Origin of the sequence: Arthrobacter sp. NtRootA1, from assembly GCF_019976975.1 — a bacterium.
GTDB classification, from domain to species: domain Bacteria; phylum Actinomycetota; class Actinomycetes; order Actinomycetales; family Micrococcaceae; genus Arthrobacter; species Arthrobacter aromaticivorans.
Genome location: NZ_AP024630.1, coordinates 4,056,962 through 4,072,442, shown reverse-complemented (window position 1 = coordinate 4,072,442; position 15,481 = coordinate 4,056,962). Strand labels below are relative to the sequence as shown.

At 63.1% G+C, this 15,481-nt stretch carries 12 protein-coding genes and 2 tRNA genes; 10 read left to right on the top strand and 4 right to left on the bottom strand.

Annotated features, from left to right (window positions below; all coding sequences use genetic code 11):
- Positions 1 to 26 precede the first annotated feature (26 nt).
- Positions 27 to 1,202 (bottom strand): acyl-CoA dehydrogenase family protein, encoded by a 1,176-nt coding sequence (locus LDN90_RS18530; protein WP_223946606.1) that lies wholly within the window; start codon positions 1,200 to 1,202, stop codon positions 27 to 29.
- A gap of 163 nt (positions 1,203 to 1,365) precedes the next feature.
- Here LDN90_RS18530 and LDN90_RS18525 point away from each other — a divergent pair, with 163 nt between their 5' ends.
- A complete protein-coding gene (locus tag LDN90_RS18525; RefSeq protein ID WP_223946605.1) occupies positions 1,366 to 2,706 on the top strand; it encodes a glycosyltransferase 87 family protein in 1,341 nt (446 codons plus the stop codon).
- Between the two features lie 24 nt (positions 2,707 to 2,730).
- On the opposite strand, the gene LDN90_RS18520 is transcribed toward LDN90_RS18525, so the two are convergent.
- The 3 genes from LDN90_RS18520 to LDN90_RS18510 are packed head-to-tail and all read right to left on the bottom strand — an operon-like array spanning position 2,731 to position 6,232.
- Entirely contained in the window at positions 2,731 to 4,278 is a 1,548-nt protein-coding gene (locus LDN90_RS18520) for an APC family permease (protein WP_223946604.1), read from the bottom strand.
- Entirely contained in the window at positions 4,275 to 5,480 is a 1,206-nt protein-coding gene (locus tag LDN90_RS18515; RefSeq protein ID WP_223946603.1) for a glutathionylspermidine synthase family protein, read from the bottom strand. Before LDN90_RS18515 ends, LDN90_RS18520 begins: the two co-directional genes overlap by 4 nt.
- Positions 5,481 to 5,482: 2 nt before the next feature.
- Positions 5,483 to 6,232, bottom strand: a complete 750-nt coding sequence (locus LDN90_RS18510; protein WP_223946602.1) for a Tat pathway signal protein — start codon at positions 6,230 to 6,232, stop codon at positions 5,483 to 5,485.
- Positions 6,233 to 6,383: 151 nt separating this feature from the next.
- Between LDN90_RS18510 and LDN90_RS18505 the strand changes: the two genes are divergently transcribed.
- The 9 genes from LDN90_RS18505 to LDN90_RS18465 all read left to right on the top strand — a co-directional run bounded on the left by LDN90_RS18505 (position 6,384) and on the right by LDN90_RS18465 (position 15,457).
- On the top strand, positions 6,384 to 7,907 hold the full coding sequence (locus LDN90_RS18505) for an ATP-binding protein (protein WP_223946601.1): 1,524 nt from the start codon (positions 6,384 to 6,386) through the stop codon (positions 7,905 to 7,907).
- Entirely contained in the window at positions 7,904 to 8,578 is a 675-nt protein-coding gene (locus tag LDN90_RS18500) for a response regulator (protein WP_223946600.1), read from the top strand. The genes LDN90_RS18505 and LDN90_RS18500 overlap by 4 nt, the downstream gene beginning before the upstream one ends.
- 30 nt (positions 8,579 to 8,608) lie before the next feature.
- The gene (locus LDN90_RS18495) at positions 8,609 to 9,265 is read left to right on the top strand and encodes an MOSC domain-containing protein (RefSeq protein ID WP_223946599.1); all 657 of its coding nucleotides are present in this window, start codon (positions 8,609 to 8,611) and stop codon (positions 9,263 to 9,265) included.
- 427 nt (positions 9,266 to 9,692) lie between these two features.
- Positions 9,693 to 11,861 (top strand): DEAD/DEAH box helicase, encoded by a 2,169-nt coding sequence (locus LDN90_RS18490; RefSeq protein WP_223946598.1) that lies wholly within the window; start codon positions 9,693 to 9,695, stop codon positions 11,859 to 11,861.
- Between the two features lie 300 nt (positions 11,862 to 12,161).
- The gene (locus tag LDN90_RS18485) at positions 12,162 to 12,722 is read left to right on the top strand and encodes a LysM peptidoglycan-binding domain-containing protein (protein ID WP_223946597.1); all 561 of its coding nucleotides are present in this window, start codon (positions 12,162 to 12,164) and stop codon (positions 12,720 to 12,722) included.
- Between the two features lie 118 nt (positions 12,723 to 12,840).
- Positions 12,841 to 12,912: transfer RNA gene (locus LDN90_RS18480), tRNA-Thr, on the top strand.
- A gap of 61 nt (positions 12,913 to 12,973) precedes the next feature.
- A tRNA-Met gene (locus tag LDN90_RS18475) sits at positions 12,974 to 13,047 on the top strand.
- A gap of 84 nt (positions 13,048 to 13,131) precedes the next feature.
- The gene (locus tag LDN90_RS18470; RefSeq protein WP_223946596.1) at positions 13,132 to 13,788 is read left to right on the top strand and encodes an NAD(P)-binding oxidoreductase; all 657 of its coding nucleotides are present in this window, start codon (positions 13,132 to 13,134) and stop codon (positions 13,786 to 13,788) included.
- Positions 13,789 to 13,885: 97 nt separating this feature from the next.
- Positions 13,886 to 15,457, top strand: a complete 1,572-nt coding sequence (locus tag LDN90_RS18465) for a Na+/H+ antiporter (RefSeq protein WP_223946595.1) — start codon at positions 13,886 to 13,888, stop codon at positions 15,455 to 15,457.
- Positions 15,458 to 15,481: the final 24 nt, after the last annotated feature.

Below are 15,481 nucleotides of genomic sequence, written 5' to 3'. Positions count from 1 at the left end.
CGGCCGAATCCAAGCCCAACTCAGCCTCAGCCCCGGAACGCGGCAACCCCTGTGATGTGCTGCCCAAGGATCAGGGTGTGAACCTCGTCAGTGCCCTCATACGTGCGCACTGATTCGAGGTTGTTGGCATGCCGCAGCGGCGAATAGTCCAGGGTGACTCCGTTGCCGCCCAGGATGGTGCGGGCCTCCCGCGCGATTTTGATGGCCTCCCGGACGTTGTTGAGCTTGCCCACGGAGATCTGCTGGGGCTGAAGGTGTCCGGCGTCCTTCAGGCGGCCAAGGTGAAGGGCAAGCATGGTGCCCTTTTGGATCTCGAGGAGCATGTTCACCAGCTTCTCCTGCGTCAACTGGTATCCAGCGAGTGGTCGCCCGAACTGGAGCCGGCTGCCGGCGTATTCCAGAGCGGCCTCATAGGAGTCGCGGGCTGCGCCCATGGCTCCCCACGCAATGCCGTACCGGGCCTCGTTCAGGCACGAGAAGGGTCCACGAAGGCCGATGGCACCCGGGAGGATTGCTTCCGGACCCAGCCTTACGTCGTCGAACTTTATGTCGCATTGGATTGATGCGCGCATGGAGAGTTTCGGTTCGATAGGCGTGGCCGTTACACCCGGGGTGCCCGCGGGTACCAGGAAGCCGCGGATGCCGTCGCCTGTTTGGGCCCACACCACCATGACGTCGGCAATGGAGGCGAGTCCGATCCAGCGCTTGGCGCCGTTGAGGACCCAGCCGTCGGAGGTCTCTCGGGCGAACGTGGCCATCGATGACGGGTCCGAACCGGCCGTCGGCTCCGTCAACGCAAAGCAACCGATCAGTTCGCCGGCCGCCATCCGTGGCAGCCACTGTTCTTTCTGCTCCTCCGAGCCCCATTTGTGAATGGCTGTCATGGCGAGCGAGCCCTGCACCGAGACGAAGGTGCGGATGCCGGAATCGCCGGCCTCCAGTTCCATGGCCGCCAGGCCATATTCGACGGCGGTGCGTCCGGGACAGCCGTAACCCTCCAGATGCATTCCCAGGACGCCGAGCTCACCCAACTCCGGCACGATCTCCTGCGGGAAGACTGCGTCCTCATACCAGCGTGCGATGTTCGGCCGGATCCGCTGGGTTGTGTAGTCCCGGACCCTTTCGCGGAGAGCCAGTTCTTCGCTGGTCAACAGGGAATCGAGGGCCAGCACATCCGAGGTGTTCGTCGTTGAATCGCTCATTCCAGCATCCTAAGTGGCTGGATGCCCCTAGTGGACGGACGCACCGCGCCGCTCAGCCGGGTCGGGCGGCCGTCGGGGCGTTTGATCCGGGCGTTTAAGTAGTATGTATTCCGGGAGCCACTGGGATCCCCACTGCACAAAGAAAATATTGGGGGACAAAGACATGGCACTGCCCGGCGTCGATTTACAGGCTAAGGCGGATGCCCGAAAGTCTGCATCCACCACCCCACGGGCACTCCATTGGCTCCCGTGGGCGCTCTTGATATGGCCCGTCTGGCTGATGCTTGCTGGCTGGAGTAAGGAGGGCCTGGACTTCAGCGTCTACTGGTTCGGCGGAAGCATCCTCAACGACGCCGGTGCCTCGCCCTCGGACTTGTACGGCCCAAGCGTTGCCGCAGCCGGAGGACCGGAACTTCCCTTTACCTATCCGCCGTTCGCAGCCCTGATCTTCGGCCTGCTCGCCCTCTGGCCGCAACCCGCCGCGCTAATGCTGTTCAACGTGGCCGGTGTGGCGATTGCCGCCTGGGTTGCCGCCACCATTGTGAAGTATTGGGCCTCCAAGCACGACTGGCGCAGTGCGTTGTCATCTAGCCGCAGCCGCTGGGTCGTAGGGGCGCTGTTCCTGGCTGTCCTGTTCCTTGGCCCATGGCGTGAGACGTTGGCGTTCGGCCAGATCAACATCCTGCTCATGGGCTTGATGGCCGTCGACCTGCTGGGCGCCTCCCGTCGTCGGGAGTTCCCTGGCAGCGGCTTCCTGGTTGGCATAGCTGCGGGTATCAAGCTGACGCCTCTTGTCTTTGGCCTGTACTTCCTGGTGCGCAAGGATTGGCGTGGACTGGTCAATATGTCCATCGGTTTCGCCGGCACCGTCCTCCTGGCATGGGTGGTCCGGCCAGCTGAGTCGCTGCAGTTCTGGCTGGAAATACTCCCTGATACGTCCCGGATCGGCGGCGCTGGCTACGTGGACAACCTCTCGATAAAGGGCGCTTTGCTGCACTTCGGCGTGCCCCAGGATTCAGTAACCGTTCCGTGGCTCGCGCTCAGCCTCGCCACGGTTGTACTCGCGGCCTTCCTGATCCGCGCGGCCAGTTCGCAAGGAGCCCGCGTCATTGCAATGTCGACGACGGCACTCACCATGCTGCTCATCAGCCCCGTCTCGTGGTCCCACCATTGGGTCTGGATGGCCGTGGTCCTGCCGGCGTTCGCGTGGACCATCAAGGAAACGCCTGGCCGGTACAGGGCGCATAGAATCGTGATGACCGCCGTGCTGGCCGTTTCCACCCTGGTCTTCTTTTATTCGCCAAAGACCATCGGCACGGCACTGGGTGCCGCGGACCTCAACGTCCAGACGCCGGGGCTCTGGATCATGGCATCCAGCGCAGGCGTGTTCTGCGCCGTGGCGATTCTGGTCTGCTGGTTGGTCGCGTTGCGGCGGGACGCTGTCCAGCTCGAGGTCCCTGACATTCCCACCCGGCTGCGTCAGTGGACCGCAGCGCAACGCTAGGCTTATTCGCCGCTTGCTCGCCGCTTAGTCGCCGCGCACCACCCCGGCGTCAGCGCGCTCCCCAGTGAAGAAGCCACGCGTGGCAGGTGCAAAACGGCACACGATGGCCAGCACCACGCCCAGGAGCAGAAGCAGGACTCCGCTGACAAACGCTCCGCCGATTCCAAAGATCTGGGTATCTCCATACTCCGGATCCCACATCTGCACCGCCGAAATGAAGAACGCCACCGTCAGCGATACCGCTCCCAGGAAGGGCAGGATGCCACGGAACCACAGGTTGCGGGCAGAATCCCGGAGGGTGGAGCGGAAGAACCACACGCACGAGAAACCGGTCAGGGCGTAGTAGAACGCGATGAACAGGCTGATGGCACTGATGGAGTCCGCCAGCAGGTCCTCGCTGAGGAAGCTCATGGCCACGTAATACACCACGGCAGCCACGCCCATGACCTGGGTTGAGAAACCCGGTGTCTGGAATCGTTCGTGGACCTTGCCAAAACGCGCCGGCAGGGCACCGTGCACCCCCATGGACAGCGTGCCCCGGGCTGTGGGGAGGATGGTGGTCTGCGTTGAGGACAGCACGGATGCCAGAACTGCCACCACGATCAGCCAACCCCACGGACCCAGCACTACATCCTTCATAGCCAGGAAGACGTCATCCTGGTTCGCTTCATTGCCCAGGCCGATGCCCTCGGTCCCGACACTCGCGTACATCATCACCAGCAGGGCAACGGAGACATAGATTGCCACCAGGACGAACGCAGAGATGACTGCACCCCGGCCGGGAGTCTTCGCAGGGTTTTCGGTTTCTTCGTTCAGGGCCAGGCAGGTGTCCCAGCCCCAGTAGATGAACAGGGCCAGCAGGACCCCGTGAACCACTGCGCTGGGATCGGCGAAGGCACCGGCAGGGTTGAACCACTCAAAGTCGAAAGGCTGGATGGTTGCGCTGCCGTTGGCTCCCCCAGGCGCGCCACCGGCGATCCCAACAATAATGGCCACCGCGAAGATGCCCAGTGAAATGTACTGGATGTAAGTCAAGGTCCGCTGGACGTGCTCGCCCAGCCGGATGCCGCGGTGATTAACATAGGTCATGAACGCGATGAACAGGACCCCGGTGGCGGTAACCAGCCAGGTGTTGGCGGCCAGGGAACCGTCGCCGATCAGCAACCACAGATATTTCCCGGCGATCTGGGCCAGGTTGGCGAGGACTACGATGCCGGCCAACGCCACGCCCCAGCCGCCCAGCCAGGCAGCCCACGGACCAAAGGCCTTGCGGGCCCAGAAGAACGTGGTGCCACAGTCAGGGAGCGCACTGTTCAGCTCGCGGAATGCATAGGCGATGAAGAGCACTGGAACGAAGGCAAGAACCAGGATCAGGGGCGTGTAGTTGCCGTTGACGGCAACAATGAGCCCCAGCGTAGCGGCCAGCGAATATACGGGAGCCGTGGACGCCAGCCCCAACATGACGGAGTCGCCAAGGTCCAAAATGCCTGCATGGAGGCCTTTGGAAGGTACGACGGCGGTACGGCCGCCGCCCGCTGAACCGCCGTCGGGCGTCGAGGTTTCAGTGCTCAAAGTGCAGCTCCATAAGAAGTAGTGGTGGGGGCGGCAGGCGCCGGGGCGTCGATGGTGTTGGGGACGAAGCGGCAGAAATAATCTGTGATGGGGCCATCCGATTCACGGATGCCGCAGCCCACGGACTCGCCGTCCACCACCCAGAGACCAAGCACCGGATGGTTTCCATCGAAGTCGGGGAGAGAGTGGTACCCCTGGAAGCACCACCCTTCACGGCCATAGCCGCCGGGCTGCTGCAGTTCGATGCCGGGCGCATGGATGCGGATGTTGTCGCCCTCGCGGCCATGAAGAGGCTTGGCCACCCATTCCTTGAGCGGGCCAGGATCGCCAAGGAACGCCGGCAGCAGGTTCTCGTGGCCGGGGTACAGGTGCCACAGCGCAGCGAGCAGGGCCTTGTTGGAGAGCAGCATCTTCCACGCGGGCTCCACCCAGCGGGGGTTGTGTGCCCGCGTCAGCAGCCGGTGTCCGAAAGGTTCCTTCATCATCAGTTCCCACGGATACAGCTTGAACATGGTGTTGATCATGAAATTGTCCAGGTCCACAAAGCGGTTCAGGTTCGGGTCCCAGCCGATGTCGGACATATTGATGCCGATGGTCGTCCACCCACCCTGGCTCGCCACATCCCGCATGTAGGCGGCAGTCATCCAGTCCTCACCGGACTCTTCGGCCTCCGAGTGAGCCACATGCAGTGTGCTCATCCCGGTGCGGAACTGCAGCTTTTTCCATTGCCGGATCAGCGCCTCATGGATTCCGTTCCACTGGTCCTTTTCCGGGAACACATCCTGCAGCCAGAACCACTGCGCAACGGCTGCTTCAATGAGGCCTGTCGGGGTATCGGCGTTGTACTCCAGCATTTTTGCCGGACCACCCTTGCCGTCATAGATGAAGTCGAAGCGACCGTAAATATCCATATCCCCGGCCTGCAACGATTCACCGGCGAGCTCCAGCGCCTGTTGTCCGATGCCAATATCGCCCATGGCCCCGGTGGCAAGGAACTTTGCTGCTTCCAGGCACATGAGGTGCATGTCCTCGGCAGTCTTCTCGAGCGTCTCCACCTCGTCCATGGTGAATTCGTAGTACGCCGACTCGTTCCAGTATTCGATTTTGCGGCCATCGGGCATGGTGGTGGTCGAAAAGACCAGGCCCTGTTCTTCGATCTTCTTTTTCCAGTCCGGCCTGGGCTCGGAGGGCAAACGCTGCACGCCTAGCCTCCCGAGCTTCCGCCGCTTTTGGAACTGCTGCCAAAGCCGCCACGGCTGACTGTGCCGCCCTTGGTGCTGTACCCCGTTGAAGTCTTGGCGCCCTGTGGAACTGTCTTGGTGTAGCTGGGGTAGGAATTGCGGTTCTGTCCCACCGCGGGCACGCTGGCTCCCCGCGAGTAGAAGTACCAGGCGTAGATGGCCGAACCGCGGCCATCCGAGCTGCTGTTGTTGCACTGGGAATCGTCCACGCGCTCGCCGGTTTCATCGTTGAAGCAGACCTGCGCGTAGTCAGCCTCTTGTTCGCTGCTGGCAACCACGGCGGTGATGGTTCCGGCCAGAAGAGCCGTGACGCCCAAACCCACGACGACGGTGCGGCGCCGGGAGCGCTTCTTCCGGGCTTCGGCGTGGGCTGTTTCGCGTTCGCGTTCCTTGGCGAACGGGTCAATGATGGGGAGCGGCCCGCCGGGCCCGGGCTGGGATGCGCCGGGCTTGGAAGTACCGGGCTTGGAAGAGCCTGCGTTTAAAGAGCCTGGCTCCTGTCCGCTCGGAGCTTTGTCCCTGTCGTCATTGGCAGGAGGAATCAGCTCGGGATGGAGCTCGGGTTTGGGCACCTGCCACGGTGGCGGCTTGGGCGGATTCTTCGCCGCGCCCGGGCCTTGGCCGCCCCCGGCAGCGCCGCTGCCTGACGCGCCGTTGCCTGAAGCGCCGTTTCCTGAAGCACCGCTGCCTGCGGCGCCTTCGTTCGGGTCCATGTATATCCCCCTGGATAGACCGTTGGATTGTCCGGCGCCATGCCGGACCAGATGCTGAAAGCAAGCCTAGTCCTTGAGTGAAGCGCGGGCACTGCTCTCACCGCAGGATGGGCAGAACTGCCCACCCTGCCAACCGTGGAAGGATGTAGCCATGCCAGGTCCTGAAGCACAAAGCAGCGATTCCGACGCCGTTCTGCTGCGCCTTCCCGCTGTTCGAGGCATCGGCCGTGGACGCGTCGTGACTGGCCTGGTCCTCGCCCTGCTGTTGCCGCCGGGCGTCGAAGTCATGGTCACTGTGCTGGGCTTCCGTAACTTCGCCATGATCATGCTCCTTCAGCTGGCAGCGGCCGTGGCCGTTGCCGCAATCGGAGGCCTGTGGCCCGCCGTGGTCGCGGCGGTGCTGGGTAGTTTCCTGCTGAACTACCTCTCCGCCGAACCCGTGGGTTCCCTGTCCATCGCCGATCCAACCACCCTGTTTACCCTCGTGGTTTTCCTGGCTGTGGCTTGCGGCGTGGCGCTCGCGGTGGGACTGGCTAGCCGCAGGGCCCAGGAGGCTGCGAGGTCCGAGGCCGAGGCCACGGCCCTGAGCGAGTTGGCCCTGCGCATCCTCAGCTCGGACGGCAGCCTTGAACACTTTCTTGAGAAAGTCCGCGGAAATCTCGGCATGGAGGCTGTGACACTCTTGGGCTCCTCGGGACCGGACAGCGTTACAGTGCCAGGAGCGCCGCCGCAGTGGCGGATTCTTGCGAGCGCCGGCCCCAATCCGCCGGTGACCCATGCAGCCGCGGACCACGCCGCCGTCGTCGATCCCCATTACACGCTGTTGTTGCGCGGTGGTGCGCTGTCCTCCCAACACCAGCGGCTGCTGGCGGCCTTCGGAGCGTTTGTGGTGGCTGTGCGTGAGCGGCAGCAATTGGTCAAGAGCCGGCGGGACAACCTTCGCCTGGCCGAGGGAAACAAGATGCGGACGTCCATCCTTCGCGCCGTTTCCCATGATTTGAGGACTCCGTTGGCCGGAATCAAACTGGCCGTGAGCAGCCTGCGGCAGGAAGAGGTCCAGTTCCCTCCGGACGTGCAGAAGGAGTTGTTGGAGACGATCGAGAATTATGCTGACCGCCTGGATCATTTGGTGGACAACCTGTTGGATATGTCCCGGATTACCGCCGATGCCGTGAACCCTTTGCTCGCGGGCACCACCTGGACCGAGATATTGCCCGAAGCACTTCGCGGGATCCCGAAGGAGCGGATACGCAGCGAGCTGCAACCCAACCTGCCGCCCGTAACAGCAGACGCCGGCATGTTGGAGAGCGTGGTGGCAAACATCGTTGAAAACGCGGTGAAGTACGCGCCTGGTTCGGATGTTGTCCTGACTGCGCGTGCCGGTGCCGGGATCACAGTGGGGGACCAGCCTGCAAGTGAACTGAGGATCGTGGACCACGGAAGCGGGGTGGGGCATAACGAAGTGCTCGAGATGTTCCAGCCCTTCCAGCGGCTTGGTGATTCGCCCTCCCCGGCAGGTGGCGCGGGCGGCGGAATCGGGTTGGGACTTGCGGTGGCCAAAGGCTTCACGGAGGCCATGGGCGGCACGCTCATGGCGGAGCCGACGCCCGGTGGCGGCTTGACCATGGTGGTTACCTTGCCGCTGTGGACCGGTCACGGGGGAGGCAGGGGATGACCCGTGTGCTGATTGTTGAGGACGAAGCGCAGATCGCGCGGGCAATGCAGGTAACCCTGCAGGCCCACGGGTACCAGGCGATGACCGTTGGAAACGGCGCCGATGCCCTAAACGCCGTGGCGAAACAAAGCGTGAACATTGTTGTGCTGGACCTTGGATTGCCAGACATGGACGGGGTGGAGGTCATCCGCCGCATCCGTGGGTGGAGCAGCATGCCCATCATTGTGTTGTCCGCCCGGCACGCCTCGGAGGACAAAGTGGAAGCGCTCGACGCCGGTGCGGACGACTACGTGACCAAGCCCTTCGGACTGGATGAGCTGCTTGCACGGCTTCGGGTCGCCTCGCGCCGGGTCCTTAGCGATCGGGAGGAACCTACCTTGGCGACGTCGGACTTCATGGTGGACCTGGCGGGCAAGAAGATCGTGAAGGACGGGTCAGAGGTGCGGCTGACCCCCACCGAGTGGAACATCCTGGAGTTGCTGGTCCGGAACAAGGGAAAGCTGGTGAGCCAGCAGCAGATCCTGACCCAGGTCTGGGGGCAGGCCTATGCGAAGGAGACGCAATATCTCCGGGTTTATATTGCCCAGTTGCGGCGAAAGCTGGAGCGGGACCCGGCCGTGCCCCGGCACCTGCACACTGAAGCGGGAATGGGTTACCGTTTCGACCCTTAAATCAGGCTCCCCGTCCGTAAACTGTTGTCCATGAACACCGCATCCCTCCTCGCTGTCTGCCGTGTCCACCAGTTGTTGCCGGACCCGGAAGGAAGCGCTGGCGTCACCGCGATAGATAAGCGTCCTGTGGAAGGCCCCGTCAAGATCCACAAGCTCGGCGTCCACGGCGACGTCCAAGCCAACAGGATCGATCACGGCGGTGCAGACCAGGCTCTGTATGCCTATTCCCAGGCGGACGCCGATTACTGGTCAGCCGCACTGGACCGGGAGCTTCCAGCTGGCGTCTTCGGAGAGAACTTGCGGGTGGACGGAATCGAGACCACGGGAGCCGTGATTGGTGAACGTTGGAAGATCGGGCTGGACGTGGAAGTGGAGGTAACGTCACCGCGCGTCCCGTGCGCCACCTTCCAGCGCTTGCTGGACGAGCCGCAATGGGTGAAGCGCTTCACGCAGGCCGGGCGGGTGGGGACCTACCTGCGGGTGATCAAGACGGGGACGGTCTCAGCGGGAGACCATATTCACCGGCTATTCGTTCCGAAGCACGGCGTAACTGTTGGCCAGTGGTTTAGCGAGCCCACGCCGGACATGGTGCAAACCCTGCTCGATGCCGAGGCGGACGGGGAGATCCGGCTTCAGGACGAATACCATGAGAAGTTCGAGAAAGTCCTGCGTCGCAACGGGTTGTGAGCCTTCTTGAACGGGCTGCAGGGCTGCCTTGAGGGCTGCCTGGAGGGCCGAAGGTTCGGGTGTGCTCAAGCTCACCTGGTCTTCATCAGGCCTCAACTCGCGGTGATGGCACTCTGTGCCCTACACTTGAAATATCCCCCACTCCGGAAATCCCTTTATCCTGCCCAATTCTTGAGGCAGGACTGGTAAGTGTTGGGGCCCGCAAATGTGTGCGGGCATTTTCATAGGGAGAGCCGGCTAAAGAAAACGCTGTACAGACTGCTGGGATAGCAGCCAAGAGATGCAGCGGGAAGTCCTGCCATGGGATTGCGATAGCGCCGGACTTCTTGCGAAAGCAGGGCACCTTTGCCTGGCTCTTCGCGACGAGTAATGCGGCCAAGCCCAACCGGGCCGCGCCGACTGCCCTATGGATGAGGAATTTCCCCCTATGACCGAAAATCTCAACGAAAACTTCGACGCCCCCAACGCTGAGTCTGCTAACGCAGCAGAGACCGCCGCTGAAGGCACCGTAGTAGACGCACCGGCCACCGCCGCTGCCCCCGTCGAGAACGCTGCACCCGAGTCTGCAGCCCCCACCTTCACCGAAGCTCCTGCCCCCAAGGCAGACGACGAGGAAGAAGGCGTCCGCTTCGTCGATCTTGGCATCGATGGCCGCGTTCTGGCCGCACTGCAGGATGTCGGGTACGAAAAGCCGTCCCCCATCCAGGCAGCCACCATCCCGCTGCTCCTGGAAGGCCGCGACGTCGTCGGCCTGGCCCAGACCGGTACCGGCAAGACCGCAGCCTTCGCTGTCCCTGCCTTGTCACGCCTCGCTGAGCTGCACGACCTCAACGGCCCGTCCCGCAAGACCCAGGCGTTGGTCCTGGCGCCGACGCGTGAACTGGCCCTGCAGGTTGCTGAAGCGTTCACCTCCTACGCCAAGCACATTGACGACTTCACCGTGCTCCCGGTTTACGGTGGGTCCGCTTACGGTCCCCAGCTGGCCGGCCTTCGCCGCGGTGCACAGGTTGTTGTCGGTACCCCCGGCCGCGTGATCGACCACATCGCCAAGGGCTCCCTGGACCTCTCCGAACTCCAGTACCTGGTGCTGGATGAAGCTGACGAGATGCTGCGCATGGGCTTCGCCGATGACGTAGAGCAGATCTTCCAGCAGACTCCGGAAACCCGCCAGGTTGCGCTGTTCTCTGCCACCATGCCCGGCCAGATCCGCCGCATGTCCAAGCAGTACCTGAACAACCCTGCTGAAATCTCGGTGAAGTCCAAGACCACCACCGGCGCCAACACCAAGCAGCGCTACCTTCAGGTTATGGGCCCGCACAAGCTGGACGCCCTGACCCGCATCCTCGAGGTTGAAGACTTCGACGGCGTCATCGCCTTCGTGCGCACCAAGATGGCAACCGAGGACCTCGCTGACAAGCTGAAGGCCCGCGGTTTCCAGGCTGCCGCCATCAATGGCGACATCCCGCAGCAGCAGCGCGAACGCACTGTTGACGCGCTGAAGGAAGGCCGCATCGACATCCTGGTTGCTACCGACGTCGCAGCCCGTGGTCTTGACGTTGAGCGCATCAGCCACGTCATCAACTACGACATCCCCCACGACACCGAGTCCTACGTCCACCGCATCGGCCGTACCGGCCGTGCAGGCCGTTCCGGTGACGCGATCCTGTTCATGACTCCGCGGGAGAAGTACCTGCTGCGTTCCATCGAGAAGGCTACGCGCCAGCCGGTGGAGCAGATGCACCTGCCCACGGCCGAGACCGTGAACACGCTGCGCCTGGGCAAGTTCGCTGAGCGCATCACCGAGACCCTCGAGTCCGAGGATGTTGCAGCATTCCGCGACCTCATCGCCTCCTACGAGGAAGAGCACAACGTACCGGCCTCGGAGATCGCTGCTGCACTCGCGGTCATGGCACAGGGCGGACAGCCGTTGCTGGTCAAGGAACTGCCTGCAGCTCCTGAGTACCAGAAGCGCGAACGCTCCAAGGACGGCTTCGGCTCCCGTGGCCCGACCCGTGCACTGACCGAGGGCAACGCCACCTACCGGATCGCCGTCGGACGCCGTCAGCGCGTCATGCCGGGCTCCATCGTGGGCGCCATTGCCAACGAAGGTGGCATCTCCTCCGCACAAATCGGTGGCATCGACATCCGCTCGGACCACTCCCTGGTGGAGCTCCCGGCAGACTTGAGCCCCGAGCAGCTGCGCGCACTGTCCCGTACCCGCATTGGTGGTGAACTGATCCACCTCGAGCTGGATAACGGACGCAGGCCCAACAGCGACCGTGGCAGCTACTCCGGTGGTGGCGCCGGTGGCCGTGGTGGCTATGGCGACCGCGAAAACCGTGGTGGCGGCAACTTCAAGGGCAGCGGTGGGTTCAAGAAAGACTTCCGCAAGTCCGAAGGTGGCGAGCGTTCCTCTGCCGACCGCGGCGGCCGCACGTACAGCGACCGCTCCGAGCGCACTGCAGGCAGCTTCGGCGATCGCGATCGCGGCCAGTCCAGCGGCTCCCGCTTCGGCGGACACGGCGACGGCGCCCGCAAGCCCCGCAGCGGCGGCGAAGGCGGACACCGCGATTTCAACCGCAAGGGCAAGTGGTAAAGAGTAAGTAGTTCCCGCAGGGGGTCGGCTTTCGAGCCGGCCCCCTGTGGCGTTTAATCCCCTCAATCCCTGCCCTTGTTCGATATACGGCGCCTTGTACGTCGGGTATGTCGAACAAGACCGGGATTTGTGCACCCGTCCACTGGGCCTGCCCATGAAATGGCTGCCTGACCGCCCCTGCAGGCGATGCAGGTCTCGAAAACCTTGGAACGGCCGGAGTGCCGCCGTACGATCGAGGTGCTACGAGTGGCGTAGCTGCGAAGAGCCTGACGGTCGCACGCTGAATGTAGGAGGGTTCCGATGGGATTGCTCGACAACTTGAAGAAGAACCTGGGCCTTGGTGAGAAAGATCACCCAAGCACGGATGCCAGTGTGGTGGATGCCGGTGAAAAGGATCACGGGAACCAAGGTACGGCCACCATGCCGGACACCTCAGTTGATCCTGCGGATCGGCCCGCTGCCGACCCCTCCGCTGTGGCCCAGGCGGCAGAGGATGCTGCCGCCGTCGATGCTTCTGCTTCGAGCAAGGCCGATGCAGAATCTGCTGCAGCCCAGGCCGCGGAACAGCAGGCGGCCGCCAACGCTGCGGGCGCTCAGATCGCCGAGCAGGCGGGCGTGGAGCCGGAAGCCCCGGAGGTCCAGCCAATGGCCCAGCAGGCAGCCTCTGAGGCCGCAGCCGAGGCAGGACAACGTGGTCCGGTCGCCCCGCGCGTCACGGAGGTCGTGGTGGAGCCCGGCGACACCATGAAGGGTATCGCTGCGCAGTTCGGGGTGGACCTCGGAGCCTTGATCGCGACGAATGCCGACACCGTGCCCAACCCGGACCTCATCTACCCCGGACAGGTGCTCCGGCTGCCCTGATTTGGGCGGTATCTGGATCAGGAAAATGGCGTCTGCGCAAATTGTGTCGGCGCCGTTTTTCCCCGGTTTTTCGCCGATTTGTAGCTTCTGAAAACGTCCGGTAGAGTATTTACTCGTTGCCCCCCTAGCTCAGTGGTAGAGCGCGTTCTTGGTAAGAACGAGGTCACCGGATCGATTCCGGTGGGGGGCTCTGAATGAGGGCCTGTGTCAAGGCGGTTTTGACCGGCTTGACACAGGTTTTTCTCATTCGTGGCGGTGTAGCTCAGTTGGTTAGAGCGCACGACTCATAATCGTGAGGTCGGGAGATCGAGCCTCCCCACCGCTACAGAGCAAGACCCCGCAGGTATCATCTGCGGGGTCTTTTCGTTTGCCCGTCGGCGCCGCCTTCCATCTGGGACAGAATGGGTGCATGAGCCGAATCGCAATCATTGGCGGCCACGGCAAAGTGGCCCTTCATTTATCCCGGATTCTTAGTGGCGAAGGTCACGATGTCACGTCGTTCATTCGAAATCCCGACCATGTGGCAGATGTCACGGAGACTGGAGCCGCTGCGAAGGTACTGGACGTGGAAAACTCGACGACGGCGGAACTCGCCCAGGCGCTGAAGGGCCACGACGCCGTGGTCTGGTCGGCGGGGGCCGGTGGGGGCAACCCGGCCAGGACGTATGCCGTGGACCGGGACGCCGCGATCCGATCCATGGACGCGGCCAAGGAAGCCGGCGTTAAGCGTTACGTGATGGTGTCCTACATAGGAAGTGCAAAGGATCACGGCATTCCCCAGGACCACCCTTTCTTCCCTTACGCAGAGTCCAAAGCAGCGGCCGATGACTACCTGCGCAGTAGCGGCCTGGATTGGACGGTGCTGGGACCCGGAACCCTGACAGAGGAGCCGGCGTCCGGGTTGATCGAAGTCAACCCGGCAAACCCTGGCAACGGCACCGGGACGTCCCGTGCCAACGTCGCCCTGGTGGCCGCTGCCGTCCTGGAACTTCCTGGCACTATCCACCGGACCATCACTTTCAAGGATGGAACAGTTGACGTGGTGGATGCCCTGACCGCGGATTAACGTGGCAAGGCATCCGTGGACCCCGGGATAGGTTGGTAGGTAGCTTCCGCAGGCCAGGCCTGGGGAAAGCTCGTACAACTTCTGGGGAAGCGGGAACATGGATCAGCTGGCACTCATTATCGGATTGCTGCTTGCCACGGTGCTGGCCGTCGGCTTGGGGGACAGGCTTCGGCTTCCTTATCCGGTCCTAATGCTGCTCCTGGCTGTTGCACTAACGTTCATACCAGGCTTCCCTGAGTTTGAGATTTCACCGGAACTGATCCTGCCGATCTTCCTCCCACCGTTGCTCTTTGCCACTGCGCAGAAGAGTTCCTGGGCCGTTTTCCGCGTGCGGTGGCGGACGCTGCTACTCATGGCTGTCGCCTTGGTGGTGGTTTCCACCGCGGTGGTGGCTGGTGCTGCATGGCTCATGATTCCTGGCATCGGGATTCCGGCAGCGATTGCCCTGGGAGCCATGGTTGCGCCGCCGGACCCCGTTGCAGTGGAGTCCGTGGCTGGCCGGGTTCACATGCCCAGGCGGCTCATTACCGTTCTGCAGAGCGAGGGCCTTTTCAATGACGCCGCCGCCATCGTGATCTTCCAGGCAGCGGTTGCCGCTACGGTCTCCGGTAGCGAGGTGGGGCCTAATGTCATCCTGCAGTTCGTGGTGGGTGCGGCCTTGGCGGTGGTCATCGGCATCGCCATGGGCTGGCTGACGAAGTTCATTACCAAGCTTGTGACGTCCATGGTGGCACGCAGCGCGGTCACGCTCGTGGTTCCGTTTGCTGCGTACATCCTGGCGGAAGAGCTGCACGCGTCAGGTGTGGTGGCCGTCGTCGTGACCGCCTTGGAACTGCAACGGCACGCACGGCCGCAGGACGCTGCTGAGCGCATCACGCGGACAGCGTTCTGGGACGTGGTGGAGCTTCTGGCGACCGGACTGGCCTTCGGCCTGGTGGGCTTGGAGATCCGCCACGTCATCCGTGACGAGGGGACGGCGATTTTCGGGATGATCGGCGTTGCCGTGGTGATTTGTGTCCTGGTGTTCGTTGTTCGTTACCTATGGCTCGGTCTTCTAGCTCTAACCGCCCACCAGCGACGAAATCTCCTGCAGCCAACCTCGCCCAAGGAAGTACTCATCCTGACGTGGTGTGGAATGCGTGGGCTGGCCACACTGGCTCTCGCTTTGGCGCTCCCGGTGACCTTGCCGGATGGGAGTGACTTTCCCGCACGGCACGAAATCCTGGTCATCGCATGCGCCGTGCTTCTGGCCACGCTGGTACTGCCGGGCCTGACGCTTCCTTGGCTGATGCGGGTCCTGAAAGCCACGGAGGACGGTTCCCATGAAAAGGACGCGGCACGCGTTCTGGCTAAACGTGCCCAAACGGCAGCGGTGTCGGCGCTGAAGGACCACGAGCTCATGAAGGAACTCCCAGCGGACAAAGTGGCACTGGTCAAGGAAAAGATGCGCCGGCTCCATGCAGAGCTGCTGGATGGGACGTTGCGGAACGAGTCGGCGGCGGAGAAACGCAAGCGGGGGCGTGAACTTGCCATTGCCGTGCAGACGATCGCCCTGGATGCCGCCCGCCAGGAAGTGGTGGAGGCCCGCAATGAGCCTGGGACTGATCCTGAAGTGGCAGATCGTGTTCTGAGGCAGCTGGATCTGCGCACCATGTCCATGCCGGAATAGCGATCCGCGTGGGCCCGCAGCCGG

Bases quoted from the DNA above. Each gene is read 5' to 3' on its own strand.
- LDN90_RS18530 (WP_223946606.1), bottom strand. From the start codon at position 1,202: ATGAGCGATTCAACGACGAACACCTCGGATGTGCTGGCCCTCGATTCC.
- LDN90_RS18525 (WP_223946605.1), top strand. From the start codon at position 1,366: ATGGCACTGCCCGGCGTCGATTTACAGGCTAAGGCGGATGCCCGAAAG.
- LDN90_RS18510 (WP_223946602.1), bottom strand. From the start codon at position 6,232: ATGGACCCGAACGAAGGCGCCGCAGGCAGCGGTGCTTCAGGAAACGGC.
- LDN90_RS18505 (WP_223946601.1), top strand. From the start codon at position 6,384: ATGCCAGGTCCTGAAGCACAAAGCAGCGATTCCGACGCCGTTCTGCTG.
- LDN90_RS18500 (WP_223946600.1), top strand. From the start codon at position 7,904: ATGACCCGTGTGCTGATTGTTGAGGACGAAGCGCAGATCGCGCGGGCA.
- LDN90_RS18495 (WP_223946599.1), top strand. From the start codon at position 8,609: ATGAACACCGCATCCCTCCTCGCTGTCTGCCGTGTCCACCAGTTGTTG.
- LDN90_RS18490 (WP_223946598.1), top strand. From the start codon at position 9,693: ATGACCGAAAATCTCAACGAAAACTTCGACGCCCCCAACGCTGAGTCT.
- LDN90_RS18485 (WP_223946597.1), top strand. From the start codon at position 12,162: ATGGGATTGCTCGACAACTTGAAGAAGAACCTGGGCCTTGGTGAGAAA.
- LDN90_RS18470 (WP_223946596.1), top strand. From the start codon at position 13,132: ATGAGCCGAATCGCAATCATTGGCGGCCACGGCAAAGTGGCCCTTCAT.
- LDN90_RS18465 (WP_223946595.1), top strand. From the start codon at position 13,886: ATGGATCAGCTGGCACTCATTATCGGATTGCTGCTTGCCACGGTGCTG.